Consider the following 19,138-nt stretch of genomic DNA (forward strand, 5'->3'; position numbering starts at 1 on the left):
ATGTTTTATTCTATCAAAGAATTGGTCGAGCAAGCAGATCTGGACTTTCAAGGAAATGTCGCAGAACTCATGATTACAACAGAGTTTGAATTGACCGGTCGCGAACGTGAAGAAGTCTTCCTTCTCATGGAACGCAATCTGGAAGTCATGAAAGCCTCTGTCCAACTTGGCCTCAATGAAAATAAATCTCGTAGTGGCCTGACAGGTGGAGATGCTGCCAAATTGGATCACTACATCAAAAACGGAAAAACTCTGTCAGATTACACAATTCTCTCTGCTGCCCGAAATGCTATCGCAGTCAATGAACACAATGCCAAAATGGGCTTGGTTTGTGCCACTCCGACCGCAGGAAGTGCCGGCTGTCTCCCTTCCGTTCTAACAGCTGCTATTGAAAAATTAGACCTCAGCCACGAGCAACAGCTAGATTTCCTCTTTGCTGCGGGTGCCTTTGGATTAGTCATCGCAAACAACGCCTCTATCTCAGGTGCTGAAGGTGGCTGTCAGGCCGAGGTAGGTTCAGCCTCTGCTATGAGTGCTGCAGCCTTGACTCTGGCTGCAGGTGGGACACCTTATCAGGCCAGTCAGGCCATTGCCTTTGTCATTAAAAATATGCTAGGCCTCATCTGTGACCCTGTTGCCGGCTTGGTCGAAGTTCCCTGCGTCAAGCGCAATGCTATGGGAGCTAGCTTTGCCTTCATCGCAGCAGACATGGCCTTGGCAGGTATCGAATCTAAAATTCCTGTGGATGAAGTTATCGATGCCATGTACCAAGTAGGAGCAAGCATGCCAACTGCCTTCCGTGAAACAGCTGAAGGTGGTCTCGCTGCCACCCCTACTGGTCGTCGTCTCCAAAAAGAAATTTTCGGAGAATAACTTATCAAAATAGGAGAAACCATGACCTCTATCACAGCTATCTTTTTCGATCTGGATGGAACCCTCGTTGACAGTTCTATCGGGATTCACAATGCCTTTACCCATACCTTTAAGGAGTTGGGGGTACCTAGCCCTGATGCCAAAACTATTCGTGGTTTTATGGGACCGCCCCTCGAAAGTAGTTTTGCGACCTGCCTTCCCAAAGACCAAATTTCTGAGGCTGTCCAGATATACCGTTCTTACTATAAGGAGAAAGGCATCCATGAAGCTCAACTCTTTCCTCAGATTGTAGACTTGCTTGAGAAGTTATCGAGCAATTACCCTCTTTATATCACCACTACAAAGAATACTCCAACCGCTCAAGACATGACTAAAAACTTGGGAATCTATCATTTCTTTGATGGCATTTATGGTTCCAGCCCTAAAGCACCCCATAAGGCAGATGTCATTCGCCACGCCTTGCAGACACATCAACTAGCACCGGAACAATCCATCATCATCGGAGATACCAAGTTCGATATGCTTGGAGCTCAAGAAACAGGCATTCAGAAATTGGCCGTCACTTGGGGATTTGGAGAGCAAGCAGACTTGCTAAACTATCATCCTGATTTTATCGCTCACAAACCCATAGAAGTTTTGGAGTATTTTCAATAACATAGACTGGACTACAACCCCATTTCAGAAGAAAATAAAGTAAGTCTCTACATAACAAAACGCATATTACCAAGGTTTCGATGAACTGATAATATGCGTTTTTCTTTTTTATTCAACGTGGGTAGTTTGATTGGCAAAGGCGATAATGGCTTGCTTCAACTCATCTCCACTAAGAGTGCGGAACTCTTCAATCTTTTGATTGATGGCTTCTAGAGGCATGACATTAACCTTACCAACGAAAATCTTATCCATAACTTGGTTATCAACAAGTTCGGTTGATACCAAGAGTTCTTCGTAAAGTTTTTCGCCTGGGCGGATTCCAACTTCAACGATTGGAATTTCGCTTTCGGTGTGGCCACTTAGAAGGACCATTTTCTTGGCCAAGTCATAAATCTTGACTGGTTTACCCATATCAAGGATAAAGACTTCCCCATCCTTGGCATAAGCACCAGCGTGAATAACCAAACGGCTAGCTTCTGGAATAGTCATAAAGTAACGGGTCATGCGGAAATCTGTCACCGTTACAGGACCGCCTTCAGCAATCTGACGTTCAAAGACTGGAATGACACTACCACGGCTACCAAGAACATTTCCAAAACGAACTGCACAGTAGGTCGATTGGCTACGTTGGTTAAAGCCAGTGACAATCAACTCAGCCACGCGCTTGGTTGCTCCCATAACATTTGGTGGATTAACCGCCTTATCTGTCGAAATCATAACCATCTTAGGTACTTTGGCTTCATCAACAGCCTTAGCAACGTTGTAAGTTCCACGGATATTGTTTTTAAAGGCTTCTTTTGGATTGCGCTCCATCATAGGAACGTGCTTATGGGCAGCCGCATGATAAACAATAGCTGGCTTGTACTGCTCAAAGACTTGCAAGAGACGGTCATAGTCTTGAATATCGGCAATAACTGGTACATAATCAATCCCTTGGAACTTACGAATCAGTTCATGATAAACAAGGTAGATTGAGTTTTCCCCATGACCGAGCAAGACGATGCGTTCAGGATTGAAACGGCTAACTTGTCGACAGATTTCAGAACCGATTGAACCACCAGCACCTGTAACCAAGATTGTCTTACCTGTCAGTTCTGCGCCCAGACGCGATTCATCAAGACGAATTTCCTGACGTCCCAAAAGGTCCGTAATATCAATTTTTTGGAAGCCAGTACCTGCTTGGTGAAGTCCCTGAACAACGGTTTCAACCTTAGGCATCTTGTAACATTTGACACCCAGCTTATTACACATCTGCAAGATACGTTCATATTCTGACGGGTCAAGCGACGGAATCGCAACGATAACACGCTCAATTTGATGGCGTTTGGCTAATTCAGGCAATTCATCATATGAACCCAAAACAGGAATCCCACCAAGTTTTTGTCCCTTTTTCTTCGCATCCTTATCCAAAATACCAACAAGTTCTAATTCACTAGTTGGATGTTGGTAACTATCCATAAAGAGAGCTCCACCATCACCGGCACCAATCAAGAAGGTCCGACGGTGTTCTCCATCACCACTTCCCTTTTTGCGTTTAGAGTAGATTAACTGCCAAGTAATCCGTGGCAATAAAATCAAGAAAGTACTCAACAAGATAAAGAGTACGATAAAACGGATGGAGAAGAGGGGCAAGAAGGCATAGCAGATACTATATGACAAGATACTGCTAGCAGTCACACCAAAAAAGATTTTCATGAAATCCGTAATCTTGCTGTAACGACTGATACTAGCGTTCAATCCCCAAAATCCAATCATTAATTGATAGAACAGGAAGGCCAAACTCGTATAGATAATGTAGTCAACAGGTGCTGGATTAATCAATCCGTAGAATAAAATATAAGATACAATGATGGAAACCACCATACTCAAAATATCAAATATTCCCCAGAAAACCTGTTTTTGTTGCTTATTTAAAATTTCCACCAGATCAATCACATAATCTGTGAGTTTTTTATTCATAGAAATTTACTCCTCCTTAAAAGAGCTGGATGATTATACTCAATGAAAATCAAAGAACAAACTAGGAAACTAGCCGCAGGCTGTACTTGAGTACGGCAAGGCGACGTTGACGCGGTTTGAATTTGATTTTCGAAGAGCATTATATTGTTATTATAACACTTTTTCTAAAGTTTACGATTTGCTACAATCTTTTACTTGCTTTTTCGTAACAGTTTCATAAAAATAAACTGTCGGACAAATCCGGGACAAAGGGCAACAATCATCTGAATGGCAACACTCTTGGCATACTCCATGTAAGAAATTTGCCCTCTCTTCAGCATGCGCTGACGAGCCTGGCGATAGAGTTTAAGGTAACGCAGTCCCCCACGACGCTCAAACATCCCTGCTCCAACACGAACCTTACACAAGATTTGATCGAGATTTCCAGTCTTAGCTCCTGCAGCAATCATATTGAGCCAGAGGAGGTCATCCTCCATATAAAGGCCATCCTCATAGTTGCCTGCCTTGAGAACCATGTCCTTCTTGAACATGACAGTCATGTGGTTAAAGGCACTTCTCATCCTTTGGTAAGCTACAATATCTGCATGCTGGGTTGGAACACGACGGTAAGAAACGATCTCATCAGGATTGTCAATAAACTCTGCAATATGTCCACCTAATAGGTCGAGCTTGTCCTTCTCCATTAGCTGAACCTGTTTCTCAAAACGGTCTGGAACAGCTATATCATCCGTATCCATACGAGCGATGATATCGTACTGACACTGCAAAACACCCTGTCGAAGAGCCAGACCCAAACCTTGATTATGCTCAAGAGGATAGCGTTTCACTGGAATATTAGACTCAGCTTCAAGCTGGTCTAATACCTGATAGAGCTCAGGTGTCAAAGGCCCATCCTCAACCAGAACCAATTCGCTCGGTTTCAGGGTCTGATTTTGAACACTCTCAATAGCATCCTTTAAAAATGTCGGATTTTCCTTGATATAGACCGACATCAATACGCTGATTTTTTGCTTTTCAGACACAGTTTTTCTCCAATGTATAGATTTCCTTCCACTATTTTATCATAATTTTCAAGACTTTCCCATTTTTATCTTGAAAGCCCAAAACCTTACTTGACATTATAAGGAAAAAACCTTAAAATAAGCTGTTATTAAAATCAGCTAGAAGAGGTATTATATGAAAAAGCAATCACTCTTTTTTGTTCCAGGTATTATCCTGATTGGTGTTTCCTTGCGGACTCCTTTTACTGTTTTACCCATTATATTGGGAGATATTTCGCAAGGGCTGGGAGTAGAAGTTAGTTCGCTTGGTGTCTTGACCAGCCTTCCCCTCCTCATGTTTACTCTCTTCTCGCTATTTTCTACCCGACTGGCTCAAAAAATCGGCTTGGAGCATCTCTTCACCTACAGCCTTTTCTTCTTGACCATCGGTTCTCTCATTAGACTAATCAATCTGCCTCTGCTCTATCTAGGAACCTTGATGGTTGGGGCAAGTATCGCAGTCATCAATGTTCTGCTTCCTAGTCTTATCCAAGCCAATCAACCAAAGAAAATTGGTTTTCTGACCACCTTATATGTAACCTCTATGGGGATTGCAACGGCTCTGGCCTCCTATCTGGCTGTGCCTATTACACAAGCCAGTTCTTGGAAAGGACTTATCATCCTCCTCACCCTGCTCTGTCTAGCAACTTTTTTGGTCTGGCTCCCAAATCACCGCTATAATCACAGACTGGCTCCACAAACCAAACAAAAAAGCAAAACAAAGGTCATGCATAATAAACAGGTCTGGGCAGTTATTGTCTTTGCAGGTTTTCAATCCTTACTCTTTTACACCGCTATGACCTGGCTACCTACCATGGCTATCCATGCAGGCCTATCCAGTCACGAAGCTGGCTTGCTGACCTCTATCTTCTCTCTGATTAGCATTCCTTTTTCAATGACCATCCCAAGCCTGACAACCAGTTTATCTACTCGTAACCGTCAGCTCATGCTCACTCTGGTTTCACTAGCTGGTGTGGTCGGTATTTCCATGCTCTTTTTCCCAATCGGTAATTTCTTTTACTGGCTTGCCATCCATCTCCTCATCGGAACCGCGACCAGCGCCCTCTTCCCCTATCTCATGGTCAACTTTTCACTCAAGACAAGCGCCCCTGAAAAGACTGCACAATTGTCTGGTTTATCTCAAACAGGAGGCTATATCCTAGCAGCCTTTGGGCCAACCCTCTTTGGTTACAGTTTTGACCTTTTCCACTCTTGGGTGCCAGCTGTAGCTGCCCTCTTACTCGTCGATATCCTGATGACTGTGGCCCTCTTTACAGTGGACAAAGCTGATAAAATCCTCTAAACTTCTAGTTTTAGCTAGAAGTTTTTTATATATAAAAATTTTACACATTTCTCTTGACAGGGCTTTCATTTAGATGTATAATGTATGTGTAGAAAAATTATATATAAAAATCTTACACATTAGAAAAGGAGGTTCCCCATGTACTTTCCAACATCCTCTGCCTTGATTGAATTTCTCATCTTGGCTGTACTGGAGCAGGATGATTCTTATGGTTATGAGATTAGCCAAACCATTAAGCTGATCGCTAATATCAAAGAATCTACACTCTATCCTATCCTAAAAAAATTGGAAGGCAATAGCTTTCTGACAACCTATTCTAGAGAGTTCCAAGGTCGCATGCGCAAATACTACTCCTTGACAAATGGTGGTATAGAACAGCTCGTGACCCTAAAAGATGAATGGGCACTCTATACAGACACCATCAATGGCATCATAGAAGGGAGTATCCGCCATGACAAGAACTGAATACCTGACTCAGCTAGAACTTTATCTCAAAAAACTGCCTCAGGCTGACCAAATTGAAGCCATGGACTATTTCAGGGAACTCTTTGACGATGCTGGAGTCGAAGGAGAAGAAGAACTCATCGCTAGCTTAGGAACTCCTAAGGAAGCAGCTCACGAAGTCCTCTCCAATCTTCTCGATAAAAAAATTAATGAGGCACCCGCTCAAAAAAATAACCGACAAATTTTGCATATCGCCTTGTTAGCTCTCCTTGCAGCACCCATCGGTATTCCTCTGGGAATCGCCATCCTCGTGTCCCTGTTCGCAATCCTTGTGGCAGCCTTGACTGTCATTCTAGCTTTCTTTGCGGTTTCCATACTTGGTATCATCGGCGGATTCCTATTTTTAGTTGAAAGTTTCACTGTTCTCGCCCAAGCCAAATCAGCCTTTATCTTAATTTTTGGTGCTGGTTTACTGGCTATCGGTGCTTCTTCACTAGTCTTACTAGGTATTTCCTATGTAGCCCGCTTCTTCGGTCTACTCATTGTTCGCCTGGTGCAATTTGTTCTCAAAAAAGGAAAGAGAGGTGACCAGCATGCGTAAATGGACAAAAGGATTTCCCATTTTTGGTGTGGTGACTACCATTATCGGCTTTATCCTGCTCTTTGTAGGGATCCAATCTGACGGGATTAAGAGTCTGCTTGCCATGTCCAAGGAGCCTGTCTATGATAGTCGGATGGAAGAGCTGACCTTTGGTAAGGAAGTCGAAAACCTAGAGATTACGCTCCACCAACACGCGCTCACCATCACAGACTCTTTGGATGATCAAATCCACATTTCTTACCATCCATCTCTTTCTGCTCACCATGATCTTATCACAAATCAGAACGATAAAACGCTGAGCCTCACTGATAAGAAACTGTCTGAAACTCCATTTCTCTCTTCTGGAATTGGCGGGATTCTCCATATCGCAAGCAACTACTCTCGTCGTTTTGAAGAAGTTATTCTCCAATTGCCAAAAGGGAGAACTCTAAAAGGAATCAACATCTCAGCAAATCGCGGTCAAACCAGTATCACCAATGCCAGCCTTGAAAATGCGACCCTCAATACCAATAATGGCTATCTCCTCCGAATTGAAGGAAGTCGTATCAAAAACAGTAGACTCACAACCCCTAATATCATTAATATCTTTGATACAGACCTTACAGATAGTCAGCTAGAGTCAACAGAACATCACTTCCACGCTGAAAATATCCAAGTACACGGTAAGGTGGAATTGGTGGCGAAAACAGACCTACAACTGCTACTTTCCGAAGAAGAAAAACAAAGAATCAACTTAGATCTTTCAACAAAACATGGTTCTATTCTTCATTTTGTGAGAGAAGGAAGACGTTCATTTAACAATAAAGAAAACAGAGATGAACATTTAAGCAATCCTTATAAAACAGAAAAAGCTGATGTGAAAGATCAACTCATAGCAAGGGCAGACCAATATATCTATCTACTCAAAGCAGAGGAACACGAGTCTTCTTCTAGAAATCGTTGACAAAAGCGCTTACATCTGCTACTATGGAAGCATATTTATCTAACTAAAAAGGAGGTTCTACCATGAAACAAGAATGGTTTGAAAGTAATGATTTTGTAAAAACAACAAGCAAGAACAAACCTGAAGAGCAAGCTCAAGAGGTTGCAGACAAGACTGAAGAAACGATAGCCGATCTCGATACACCAATTGAAAAAAATACTCAAGTAGAGGAGGAAGTCTCTCAAGCTGAAGTCGAACTGGAAAGCCAGCAAGAAGAGAAAATTGAAACGCCTGAAGACAGTGAAGCGAGAACAGAAATAGAAGAAAAGAAAGCATTAGATTCTACTGAAGAAGAGCAAGATTTTTCTAAAGAAACAGAAAAAGTCACTAAAGCTGAAGAGAACCAAGAAGCACTTCCTCAGCAAAAACCAACCACGAAAGAGCCCCTTCTTCTCAGTCAATCCTTAGAAAGTCCCTATATCCCCGACCAAGCTCCAAAATCTACGGATAAATGGAAAGAGCAAGCGCTTGATTTTTGGTCTTGGCTAGTGGAAGCAATCAAATCTCCTACAAGCAGTCTTGAAACAAGTAGCACACACAGTTACACAGCCTTTCTTTTGCTCATTCTGTTTTCTGCATCTTCCTTTTTCTTTAGTATCTACCACATCAAACATGCTTACTATGGACATATAGCAACTATGCATAATCACTTCCCTGAACAATTTGCTTCATTAAATCTCTTTTCGATTATCTCTATCCTAGTAGCAACAACGCTCTTCTTCTTTTCATTCCTCTTGGGTAGTTTCGTTGTGAGACGATTTATCCACCAAGAAAAAGACTGGACGCTAGAAAAGGTTCTCCAACAATATAGTCAACTCTTGGCAATTCCAATCTTCCTCACTGCTATTGCTAGTTTCTTTGCCTTCTTTGACAGCCTACGATTTACAGCCCTCTTGTGTGTGATTAGCATTGGAATCATTCTACTTGCCAGTCTCCATATCATTACAAGACCAAGTCAAGCAAGTGAAACCGACTCCTTCTATCAGTTATTCTTGTCTGTCCTTGTGAACGGAGTCATTATCCTCCTCTTCTTTGTAGCTGAAGTGGCACTGATTGGAGATTATCTTCGTATCTTAGCCTTTCTTTAAGATTCAATCCTGTCATCCATGGCAGGATTTTTCTATACCAAAAAGCAAGTCGATTGACCTGCTTCTGATTTACTCTTCTTGTGCTAATGCTTTAAAATCTTTGTCCTAGGATGGGTTTTATTCCTAGAGTTCAGTAGTATGATAACGTTGCTATGAAGTTCGTTATTCCAAATATTATGCAAACTAGTTATATGTAAAATTAAGATTAGAAACCACCAATCTCCATTTATTAACTTTTAATGAAATTCGTCCATATTAATAACTTTACCTGCTCTAGCAATAACATCCTTATCATGAGTCACGACAATAACAATCTTTTCCTCGTTCACTAATTTCTCAACCTCATTTAGAAATAATTCAGTTGAGTTTCTGTCCAAATTTCCTGTAGGCTCATCAAATAGATAGATGTCCTTTTCTTGCGATAAACTCCTCATGAGTAGAATTTTTTGTTTCTGACCTTGCGAAATATTGGTGGCTTTCCCATCAATCTGATGACTTAGAGCTATATTGAGATTCAGACTATCAAGATTATTTGATTCATAGTTTTCCTTATTAAATAGAGTGAAATTAATATTTTTTGAAACACTTCCAGGGAATACATGAAATTCAGATGAATACACGCTTAAATAATCTAAAATATTAGTCTCCTCTAAAGTAGAAAAACTTTCCATTCCATTCAGTACAATATCACCCTCTGTTGGAGAAGATAATCCCTGAATAATATTCAAAAGAGATGATTTCCCAGTTCCATTCCCGCCTGTAATAACGGTTAATTCACCACTATTGAACTCAAAATTTAATTTAGTAAACACCAATCTTTCATCCCATTTTTTACATAAATTCCGGCATGACAATTGTTCAATTTTAGATACTGGAATGGTAGCAAGATTACTTTCCATCCCTACTTCCTCTAGTCCAATAAACTCAAAGGAATATTGACTTTTTTTCAATGCTACCCAAGATGTAATTAAAGAATTTAAAATGCTGGATAACAGTAATAAAATCAAAATACTATTTGTATACTCCGATATATGTGCGTAATCTCTAATAATATTTACAGTAGCAAGCAAAAATGAACCAGTTAAACCAATAAATATCTGCGTAGAAGCTAATAATCTATTGGTAATATGTGTACTATCTAGTTTCGTTCCCAATAGTTCATTGAGTCTTTCATCAAATTCTTTGATGAAGTCGCTAGATTTTTGGAAACTTATAATATCTTGCAAACCATAAATTGTATTTTCTACCAGAGAACTAAAGTTAGAACTATTAGCAATAAATTCTCGCTGATTTTTTACAACTTTTCGTATTTCAAAATTGACATATAAACCAAGAATAGCTATAGATACGCATGTAACTGCGAAAATAATAATATTCAATTTTAATAGCAATAACAGTAGCAAACAAAACACTAAAAGCTGTACCTTTAAGTAAAATTTTTGCATAATACCTGTTGCTGATAACAATAAATTCCAAAAATAACTACTCACATACTCATAATTTTTAGTTAAAGAAAAATCATTTAATTGGTTCTTATAAAAAGAGGACAGAATATCATTTAAAAAATTATTCTCAATCTTTCCTTTTAATCTCGTTTCTAATATAGAGAACTGCCAATACAAATATGAAGCTAATATTATTGAAGCTAGGGTAAATAGTTGAATACTAAACTGAATGTTAAGTAGACCAGACATTGTTATTTGTAGTAAAAAAGCAATAGCAATAGGTAAACTAATTTTAGCTAATCCCAAGAAAAAGATTGCCAATTTTCTCTTCCAACCAAGTGAAGCTAGAAATCTATGATATAACTTATCTGCATAGCTTATCGTAACAATATCTTTTCTATCTTCTGAATTAACATTCTCATTCTTTTGAGGAATTAAAACAATTCCTACACTCTGACTAAAAAGTTCTAATCTTGAAATTTTCTCAATTTCCTCATTTGCAGGATCAGAAACAATCAATGAACTACTGTCTCCATCCAACACGACGATATAATGAGGCAAGCTAGCTCTTTCTACTACTAGTAAATAAGGAAATGATACGTTGTTTAACAAACTAGGAGTCTCAATTTGATAAGAATCCGCATCAATACCATAGCTTTTTAGTATATCTTCTATATCAAACAAAGACAGTCCTTGGTGGTTATTGTTATCAAATTGTAGACTATCTAAATGTTCTAATTTTGGGAAATAGTAAGAAATGATTGTCTTTACACAAGCCATTCCACAATCCAGCAAAGTTGCTTGTTTATAGTGACTAACCATTATTTTCTCCTTTTTCAACACTTATCTTACTATAACCATCAACTTCAATGACGCTATTCGAAGTTTGATTTGTCGTAGGAACCTTTAAAACTTCTCCTGTATTATTTGTATGCAAAGTATAGATTCCATCAAAATCTTTAGGAACTGTAATAGATACATCGCCAACAAGAGTATCTACAAAAATTTTTTCGAAAGTTGCATTTTTCCCTAAGGAAATGGTTACATATAACTTGTCTTTCCCTTGTGAACTCAAAGCCAAATTAAAGCCATGTTGTGAAAATGGAATATATAGACTATCTGAACTCATTTTAACGTTTTTAGTTATGTTATTCACTGATTCTTCGGAAACTTTTCCTTCTATTTGAACACTTGTTTCATCTGATTCACTCTTGACAACTTTAACATCAATTGCTTGCTTTGAACCATAAAACTCTAACGTTTTAATACTTTTAGAAGAAAGAGCCCACGATTGTTTTACACTGATTGTCGTCTCTCCTCGTTTTAAGGTTAATAAAATTCCAGCCACTACAAACAGTAACAACAGCCCAATTACAATTCCTATTTTTTTCATCATTAGTACTCCTACTTAAATTCTTTTTTACTGAATACAACAAACGCAAGTACAATCACTGCTATACTTACCAATATAGGATAGCCTACATTCGTAAGGGTAAATTGACTTACTCCAGGGGAAGTTTTCAAATTTAAAGTCATTAATAAATAGTCTCTCACACTCTCACCAGAGTTTGGAAGGACATAAACCAATAGGTTATCAAACAGTAAAATATAGAGTATATAAATCATACATGATTCATAAACCTTATCAAATATTTGAAAAATTAATAATGAGATACTGATAATAACCAAATAGTATGGTAGTTGATGTAAAAATGTCGAAACAATCAACACCAAGTCTCCCTCCAAATAGACGAGGGCTGTTAAACTATAAAAAATAGTTACATATAGGAAAGACAAACAAAAGGCTCCCAAAGTTTTATATAAAAATAACTTCCAACGTTGTTTTTCTTTTGTGAGGAGAATGTTAATCGTACGGAAACTATAATCTTCCCCCCAGAAAAATAAATTAGTAGAGATAAAAAGCAAAGGAATAAAACCACTCACATTTGAAATCAATACTCGAAATGCTGGTTCATCTTCATTCGATGACTTAAAAAATAAGGAGAATAACAAAATCAATAATCCTATCAACAAACTAGGAAGTACTCCTCTTTTTTCCCAGTAAAATTTATACATATCTGCTTTAAGAGAATTCATGACTCTCCTCCTTTCTTAAATCATCAGATAATATTATGCAAATAGTAGTCCTCAAAGCGTTCTTTCTTAATATAAATATCCTGTATCACTAGATTTGACACGACACTATATTCCAAGATAGCCATTAATTTTTCCTTTTCTGGCACAACCAGATAGTCATCCTGCTCAAAATGAACAATGCCCTCTTCTTTTAAAAACGTTTTTAGAATCTGATTATTACTCGTCTTAAGGAAGAGCTTTTCTGACAAATCATTTGCTAGCTCTTTTGAACTCATCACATTTAGAATCTTTCCTTTTTTCATGATGATATACTTATCTGTTATAAATTCCAATTCTGACAGAATATGGCTCGAGATTAAAAAAGTAACTCCTAACTGATCCCGTAAATTCAAAATCATTTTTCTTAAATCTGAAATCCCTTGAGGATCTAAACCATTCACTGGTTCATCTAAGATAATAAGCTCTGGATTATCCAAAAGCGCAATTGCTATCGATAGTCTTTGCTTCATTCCAAGGGAATAGTTTTTTACTTTTCGATCCCATGACGGTTCCGGCAAGTGAACCAATTCCAACATTTTTGTGATATCTGTCTTTAAACCAAATCTTGTTTTATAATATTGCAGGTGTTGACGTCCAGTCAAGTTTGGATAGAGGGCAGGTGATTCGATAATACTACCAATCTTATGCTGCGAAACACTCTCAATTTCTCCCTTATCAGCTTGAATTAGTCCTAGAAGAATTCTCATTAAGGTTGTCTTTCCTGCACCATTTTCACCGATAAGACCACATATTTCCCCTTGCTCAATATCAAAGGAAATATTATGTAAAACCTGTTCTTTCCCATATGTTTTATCAATATTTTTAAGACTTAAAATCACACGATTCATAGTTTCTCTCCGTTCATTATATTAAAAAGTCTCTGACAAGGAATGAACCCTGCCAGAGATTTTTAGATTACGTTAACTCCAGCAGAAGAACCCAATACCTGTGAGCATTCCATAAATACCGAGTGGTGAAACAGCACAAAATTGACCTGCCACAATGTGTTTTTTATGTTTATTACTTAGTTTTTTCATTACTTAACCCTCCTTTTAATCCCAACAAAATATACCTACTCCATATCGAAGACCTATAATACAAAAGCGACCTGCTACAATGTGCTGTTTATTTTTGTTACTTAGTTTTTTCACTACTTCATCCTCCTATTTAATCCCAACAAAATATGCCTACTCCATATCGAAGACCTATAATACAAAAGCGACCTGCTACAATGTGTCTTTTGACACGTCCAGTTAGTTTTCTCATCAGAAAACCCTCCTTTTAAAAAATTTTTTATAATAACCAAATGAGATTCTCATTTCAGTCATTTATTAACTGTTTTAAATCTTTAGACAAGATTTCTTCGCTTCCTTGTTCTACATAAATTTGTTTCACTATCCCATCTTTATCCACTATAAATATTGTTGGAATAGCTTTTACATCAAAAAACTTAAAAGCTTGTAAATCTTGATCTATATAAACTGGAAAGGTAAAACCCTGATTCCTTAAAAATTGATGAGAGGTTTCAAGTGTTTCACGTTCCCCATCAACTATATCCACCATAAAGAAATCAACTTTATCTTGGTATTTATCATAAAGGCGCTGAATGATTGGGAGCTCTTTTTGGCAATCAGGACACCAACTAGCCCAGAATACCACAACCTTTGGTCTAAACTTATAATCTGATAGTTGAACCTGTGCTCCCTCATTAGAGGTTAACAATGCATTCTTGAATGTTGTATTTTTAGTTTTTGAAATATATTGGTTTATTTCCTCCTCTTTTTTTAAGAGGAGCTCTTGCGCTGTTTCTTCTTGATGATGAGATTCCTGGTTTTGATAGTAAAATCCTGCTAAAAATAAAGATGCTATCACAAGAAGAACCATTGTCTCTACAACATGTTTTTTTGACATCATGGATTGTCCTCCACTTCTGAAATTCTAAAACTTTCGATAATAGATAATTCTTCTGGTAAGATTAAAACTCGCTCTTCGCCTGCATCTAAAATAGCTAAACGGAATGGTTCCTTATTCAACTCTATTTGTACCAACTTTTGCTCCGTCGTGTTATTTCGAAACAGCAAACTGTGGCGAGTTTGTGTAAACGTCTCTAGCGAGATACTAAAATCTTCCATTTCTATCTCCTATCCAGAAAACCAAAAACTAAGACTTAAGAATACTTCAAATCCAAACATGCTTCTTTCCTCCTTATCTCTTGTTCTTTATGATCATAGTATAGCGCTTTCAAAAATAAAAAAACATGACAAAAATGTCATGTTAGCTCTCCATTTCCTCAAAAGTTTTTAAATCTTTTTCTTTTTCTCCCAATATACGCGCTTCTAATACTTGGTCTCCAAATGCTTGAGCACAAATAATAGCTCTATCGTATAAGCGGATGGCTTTTTCCTTATCCCGTTTATGAAATAAGGTACACATAGCTTCAAGCATATCAACAATTGGCTTGTTTTGAAAATCCTGCGATAAAATCATCAGCCTGTTCATCGCCTTAACATAAGGCTCAAAAGTGGAGTAAGATTTTTCCATCCATTGAACAGCTAAAGAATCAAGCACTGTTCTCTTTAACATATAAGCTGTCTCTAAATCGGATGAATTTGTTTCTCTTATAAGTTTTTTAGAAAGCATCCAAAACAGTTCATGATGATACCCAATCGGTCTTGCTAAACACGAAACAAAGTACAATTTTATCAGAAGCAAATCATTCACCGAATAGTTTTTCCTTATCTTTACTTGTTCAAAATATTCATCCAGCAAAGCATCGCCAAAACCTGCATCTTCACTTACAAAGACATCAAAACTAGCTTGTAAGGCACTAACTGCAATCTGCTCATCCTCAGGTAGACTGTCATAATAGTGTTCGTAAACTCTTTCAAACAACTCTTCCTTAACTTGGATTCTATCATCATCTCCATAAGTTTGAAACTTAATGAGTTTATCCTTTAATATCAAGTACTCGGAGGGTAAAATCATATGATCCATATCTACTATATGTGAAATTGAACAGCCTAGTTTGTAAGCTATATACTCTACCTTGGATAAACTCGGGGAAGACTGGCCTGATTCAATCCGTGCTAATTGGCGCACCGTTATCTCAGTTTCATCATCACAAAGAGTTTCACGAGTGATATGTTTCATCTCTCGCAACATTCGGATTCTTTTACCTACTTCCTTCTTGATATCCATCTTAAAATCTCCTGATAATTAGTTACCGAATAATATTATATTTTTTATATTATGCTGTTTTTTATTGAACTAAGCAATTCTTAAAATTTTATATTACAAAACTTAACAAGACTAAACCATATTTCGCACGCTAAATAGCAATTGACCTGCTTCTGCTTTACTCTTCTTGTGCTAATGTTTTAAAATCTTTGTCTAAGATGGGTTGGATTTCTAATTGATTAGCGTCTAGTTGGTGGTAAGATGCTGATGGTAGTGACTCTAGGAATTTTGCATAGTTCAAGCGGGCAATGGCTTCATAGTCTTCTGGTTTAGAGCCGTCTCCTGTGATTTGAACCAAGTCAATTTCCCATTGGACTTCCTTATCCACCAATTGTTCAATATAGGCTGCAGGCACAAATGGTTCTCTCGGTAAAACTGTCTTGACTCCTTGCGCCAGATGGTAAACGCCATGCACTTGGCCTTCTCCATCCTGATAGAAGGAAACTCTTGCAAAGTAAGCATCTGTCTCTTGAACCGCACGCACACGCGCTTCAAACTGAGTCAAACCATCTTCCTCTAAAAAGCTTTTCAAATCCTCATGACTAAAGAAAACAGGATTAAAAATTCCTTGGCAAATCGTAAAACGGGCTGCAGTGTCTGTCAAATAAGCTTGAATACCTGCTTGGAAATAAGCTTCAAAGTCGAAACCATCTAGCCCCTCAATCTCAGTTCCTGTGTAAGCAAGCAGGGCATCTAAAAATGATTTGATAATCTGCCAGTCTGTCTTTGTGAGTAGGTCAGGAAGATCGACACGATAAGCCTTTTGACCATCAGCATAACTAATTTTAAAGAGAAATTGTGATTGCCCCACTATCGCACACTCGATATACTCGAGACGATTAAGTGGCTGACGGAGATAAACTGCATCATAACTATGTGACTCCAAACCATCTACCAAAGCCAAGATGGACTTGGCAGTCAAAATTTCCTGTTCTCCTAAAATGCTCTGTTTATTTGGAATAAAAAATGTTTTCGCCATAACTGGACTCCTTTTGAAATCGTTTACATATAGTATACCCTATTTTCCTGAAAGATACAGAAACAAACTTTAGATTTTTGAGTAAAAAGCATAGAAAAACAGCCCCTGAGGACTGTTTGATCTTATACTGTAGCTGCTTGATCCAAGCTTTCACCGATAGCGGCTAGGCGCTCGATCACTTCTGCTTGTGTCAATTCATTTTCTGAAACATAGCGGTTACGTGGGTGAACACGACACTCGTGTGAGCATCCACGAAGGTACTTGTCTTCATTTTCTTCTGATGTCAAGATACGACGATTACAGAATGGATTTCCACAGTTGACATAACGTTCACATGGTGTTCCATCAAACCAGTCTTTCCCTACGATGGTTGGGTTGACATGGTTAACATCTACGGCAATACGCTCGTCAAAGACGTACATTTTCCCATCCCAAAGTTCACCTTGGACTTCTGGGTCTTTACCATAAGTTGCAATTCCTCCGTGCAATTGACCAACATCTTTGTAGCCTTCACGGACCATCCAACCTGAAAATTTCTCACAGCGAACTCCACCTGTACAGTAAACTACGACACGCTTGTCCATGAATTTTTCTTTGTTATCACGGACCCATTGTGGCAACTCACGGAAGTTGCGGATATCTGGACGGATAGCCCCACGGAAATGTCCTAGGTCGTACTCATAATCGTTACGTGTGTCAAGGACAACGGTATCTTCGTCAAGAAGGGCTTCTTTGAACTCTTTTGGAGACAAGTAGGCACCTGTTGTTTCAAGTGGGTTGATGTCGTTGTCAAAGTCGTTGTCTTCCAAACCAAGGTGGACAATTTCTTTTTTGTAGCGAACGAACATCTTCTTGAAGGCTTGTTCACTTTCTTCGTCAATCTTAAACCAGAGGTCTTCCATGCCTGGGAGGCTGTGAACGTAGTCCATGTATTTTTGAGTTGTTTCGTAGTCACCTGAAACTGTTCCGTTAATCCCCTCGTCAGCGACTAGGATACGGCCTTTAAGGCCGATTGATTTACAGAAAGCCAAGTGGTCTGCAGCAAATTGCTCTGCATTTTCAATTGGAGTGTAAAGGTAGTAAAGTAAGACACGAATATCTTTTGCCATAAGATTTGTTCTCTTTTCTATTCTTAAATTTTCAGAATTTTTCATCTAACTATACTAGTATACCTGCTTGAGAAAACGAATGCAATTTATTTGACTGGAAATTGTAGAAAGGGATTTATCCCTGCGCTTCATCAGTAACCATAGCGAATAGCAGATAATTCTCTCATTTTTTTGATCTGCTCAGCTTGACTTTCTGACAAACTTAGCTTGTTATCAATCAATACGCGCGCAAGGTCAACGTTCATTTGACTCAAAATAAATGGAGTAGAAGTCCCATCGTCCTCTAATCGGCTTTTATAACTCACTAACAAATTTTTCAAGGGAGTCAGTTGAGGCGTATCCTTTATATCTTCCAATAGATAATTTATGATAGTCATGGCTTCACAACGTCTTTCACTTCCTCCAGCAAACCATTTTAATGGTGTCATACTCATTTACCTCCTGAAATTCGTTTATAAATTGAAAAACTATCATTCCTAACTCTCGTACCAATATTTTACCCAAACACCCTCTGTAAAAAAGTCAGCAGAAATGGTAATGTTGCGAAAATATTATTAATCACATGCACCGCATAGGAAGGATAAATGCTCTTGGTATAGCGGGTCAAACTAGCAAAGATGATGCCAGATGTTGTAAAGACGAAGATATCTAACAAACTAGGCAGGCTTGAAAAATGAGGAAGAGCAAATAAAATGGACGGAAGAAGCAAATCAAGGCCAAATCTCGAATGCTTAAAAAAGGCGTGTTGCAGTAATCCTCTATAGATTAGCTCTTCCATAAGTGGAGTCAGAAAGAACAAAGTTATATAGATACCTAGCTCAGCAAAGTTGGTCCCACTATAACCGATCAATACAGCCCAACCTTCAGCAGTTGACTGAACATGTTTAGCTGTCTGAACGTTAAAAGAGATCTGGAGCACTACCACTAGTACTGTCAAAATCGAATACCAAAGCCATTTTTTTCTCGGAATGCGAAAAAGATAACCATGGCCTGTCTTAACCAGAATCCAAATCATGACTCCGCTAAATAGCAAACTCAAGAGATTTTGAATCCAGACGAAATTGCCAATCTGGGAAGAAAATTGCCAATAATTTTGAACAATAAGCGTCATCTGAGAAAGACCAAATACGAAAAATAAGTAAGAGAAGACTGCACTTATTTTGAATAGAAGTTGATACTTTTTCATGTGAACCCTCCTTTGTAAACTCGAGACATCTCTAATATAAGCTATATTTTCCTAAATCCTTACCCCAAATCCTAAATGGTGCTTAAGATTTCCTGAATGGTT

Annotated in this window: 20 protein-coding genes; 7 read left to right on the forward strand and 13 right to left on the reverse strand. The window is 38.3% G+C overall.

Annotation, left to right across the window (positions count from 1 at the left end; all coding sequences use genetic code 11):
- Both sdaAA and QM843_RS05290 read left to right on the forward strand, forming a co-directional pair.
- Nucleotides 1–873 (forward strand): L-serine ammonia-lyase, iron-sulfur-dependent, subunit alpha, encoded by an 873-nt coding sequence (sdaAA, locus tag QM843_RS05285; RefSeq protein ID WP_000500041.1) that lies wholly within the window; start codon nt 1–3, stop codon nt 871–873.
- A 21-nt stretch (nt 874–894) separates the two neighbouring features.
- A complete protein-coding gene (locus QM843_RS05290; RefSeq protein ID WP_410011831.1) occupies nt 895–1,527 on the forward strand; it encodes an HAD family hydrolase in 633 nt (210 codons plus the stop codon).
- Nucleotides 1,528–1,635: 108 nt separating this feature from the next.
- On the opposite strand, the gene QM843_RS05295 is transcribed toward QM843_RS05290, so the two are convergent.
- Together QM843_RS05295 and QM843_RS05300 are read right to left on the reverse strand one after the other, a co-directional pair.
- On the reverse strand, nt 1,636–3,486 hold the full coding sequence (locus QM843_RS05295) for a polysaccharide biosynthesis protein (RefSeq protein WP_143952725.1): 1,851 nt from the start codon (nt 3,484–3,486) through the stop codon (nt 1,636–1,638).
- A 191-nt stretch (nt 3,487–3,677) separates the two neighbouring features.
- Complete coding sequence (locus QM843_RS05300; protein ID WP_261047830.1) at nt 3,678–4,508, reverse strand: glycosyltransferase; 831 nt, start codon at nt 4,506–4,508, stop codon at nt 3,678–3,680.
- A 154-nt stretch (nt 4,509–4,662) separates the two neighbouring features.
- Here QM843_RS05300 and QM843_RS05305 point away from each other — a divergent pair, with 154 nt between their 5' ends.
- The 5 genes from QM843_RS05305 (at nt 4,663) to QM843_RS05325 (ending at nt 8,944) form a co-directional block, all read left to right on the forward strand.
- Complete coding sequence (locus QM843_RS05305; protein ID WP_049502587.1) at nt 4,663–5,829, forward strand: CynX/NimT family MFS transporter; 1,167 nt, start codon at nt 4,663–4,665, stop codon at nt 5,827–5,829.
- A gap of 138 nt (nt 5,830–5,967) precedes the next feature.
- Entirely contained in the window at nt 5,968–6,294 is a 327-nt protein-coding gene (locus QM843_RS05310) for a PadR family transcriptional regulator (protein WP_000273858.1), read from the forward strand.
- Complete coding sequence (locus tag QM843_RS05315; RefSeq protein ID WP_024057314.1) at nt 6,281–6,874, forward strand: DUF1700 domain-containing protein; 594 nt, start codon at nt 6,281–6,283, stop codon at nt 6,872–6,874. The genes QM843_RS05310 and QM843_RS05315 overlap by 14 nt, the downstream gene beginning before the upstream one ends.
- On the forward strand, nt 6,867–7,817 hold the full coding sequence (locus QM843_RS05320) for a DUF4097 family beta strand repeat-containing protein (RefSeq protein WP_414304360.1): 951 nt from the start codon (nt 6,867–6,869) through the stop codon (nt 7,815–7,817). The genes QM843_RS05315 and QM843_RS05320 overlap by 8 nt, the downstream gene beginning before the upstream one ends.
- A gap of 62 nt (nt 7,818–7,879) precedes the next feature.
- The gene (locus QM843_RS05325) at nt 7,880–8,944 is read left to right on the forward strand and encodes a DUF6574 domain-containing protein (protein WP_414304359.1); all 1,065 of its coding nucleotides are present in this window, start codon (nt 7,880–7,882) and stop codon (nt 8,942–8,944) included.
- A gap of 236 nt (nt 8,945–9,180) precedes the next feature.
- On the opposite strand, the gene QM843_RS05330 is transcribed toward QM843_RS05325, so the two are convergent.
- The 11 genes from QM843_RS05330 to QM843_RS05380 form a co-directional block, all read right to left on the reverse strand.
- Nucleotides 9,181–11,211: an ATP-binding cassette domain-containing protein gene (locus QM843_RS05330; protein ID WP_084887745.1), complete on the reverse strand. Its 2,031-nt coding sequence runs from the start codon at nt 11,209–11,211 to the stop codon at nt 9,181–9,183.
- Nucleotides 11,204–11,785 (reverse strand): hypothetical protein, encoded by a 582-nt coding sequence (locus tag QM843_RS05335; protein ID WP_020902116.1) that lies wholly within the window; start codon nt 11,783–11,785, stop codon nt 11,204–11,206. The genes QM843_RS05330 and QM843_RS05335 overlap by 8 nt, the downstream gene beginning before the upstream one ends.
- An 8-nt stretch (nt 11,786–11,793) precedes the next feature.
- On the reverse strand, nt 11,794–12,486 hold the full coding sequence (locus tag QM843_RS05340) for a hypothetical protein (RefSeq protein ID WP_020902117.1): 693 nt from the start codon (nt 12,484–12,486) through the stop codon (nt 11,794–11,796).
- Nucleotides 12,487–12,509: 23 nt separating this feature from the next.
- A complete protein-coding gene (locus QM843_RS05345) occupies nt 12,510–13,373 on the reverse strand; it encodes an ATP-binding cassette domain-containing protein (RefSeq protein WP_020902118.1) in 864 nt (287 codons plus the stop codon).
- 472 nt (nt 13,374–13,845) lie between these two features.
- Nucleotides 13,846–14,436, reverse strand: coding sequence for a TlpA family protein disulfide reductase (locus QM843_RS05350; RefSeq protein WP_247949421.1), 591 nt, complete (start codon nt 14,434–14,436; stop codon nt 13,846–13,848).
- Nucleotides 14,436–14,657 carry a hypothetical protein gene (locus QM843_RS05355; RefSeq protein WP_000389381.1) on the reverse strand — a complete coding sequence of 74 codons (222 nt, stop codon included), beginning with the start codon at nt 14,655–14,657 and terminating at the stop codon, nt 14,436–14,438. The genes QM843_RS05350 and QM843_RS05355 overlap by 1 nt, the downstream gene beginning before the upstream one ends.
- A 142-nt stretch (nt 14,658–14,799) precedes the next feature.
- Entirely contained in the window at nt 14,800–15,723 is a 924-nt protein-coding gene (locus QM843_RS05360) for a helix-turn-helix domain-containing protein (protein WP_020902121.1), read from the reverse strand.
- A 157-nt stretch (nt 15,724–15,880) separates the two neighbouring features.
- Complete coding sequence (locus tag QM843_RS05365; RefSeq protein WP_314499229.1) at nt 15,881–16,741, reverse strand: DUF4299 family protein; 861 nt, start codon at nt 16,739–16,741, stop codon at nt 15,881–15,883.
- Nucleotides 16,742–16,863: 122 nt separating this feature from the next.
- Nucleotides 16,864–17,850 (reverse strand): oxygen-dependent tRNA uridine(34) hydroxylase TrhO, encoded by a 987-nt coding sequence (gene trhO, locus QM843_RS05370; protein ID WP_001030022.1) that lies wholly within the window; start codon nt 17,848–17,850, stop codon nt 16,864–16,866.
- Between the two features lie 131 nt (nt 17,851–17,981).
- Nucleotides 17,982–18,278 carry a bacteriocin immunity family protein gene (locus QM843_RS05375; RefSeq protein WP_020902123.1) on the reverse strand — a complete coding sequence of 99 codons (297 nt, stop codon included), beginning with the start codon at nt 18,276–18,278 and terminating at the stop codon, nt 17,982–17,984.
- Between the two features lie 68 nt (nt 18,279–18,346).
- Nucleotides 18,347–19,036, reverse strand: a complete 690-nt coding sequence (locus QM843_RS05380) for a CPBP family intramembrane glutamic endopeptidase (RefSeq protein ID WP_049501941.1) — start codon at nt 19,034–19,036, stop codon at nt 18,347–18,349.
- Nucleotides 19,037–19,138: the final 102 nt, after the last annotated feature.

This window comes from Streptococcus mitis (genome assembly GCF_047463435.1).
GTDB lineage: Bacteria > Bacillota > Bacilli > Lactobacillales > Streptococcaceae > Streptococcus > Streptococcus mitis_DS.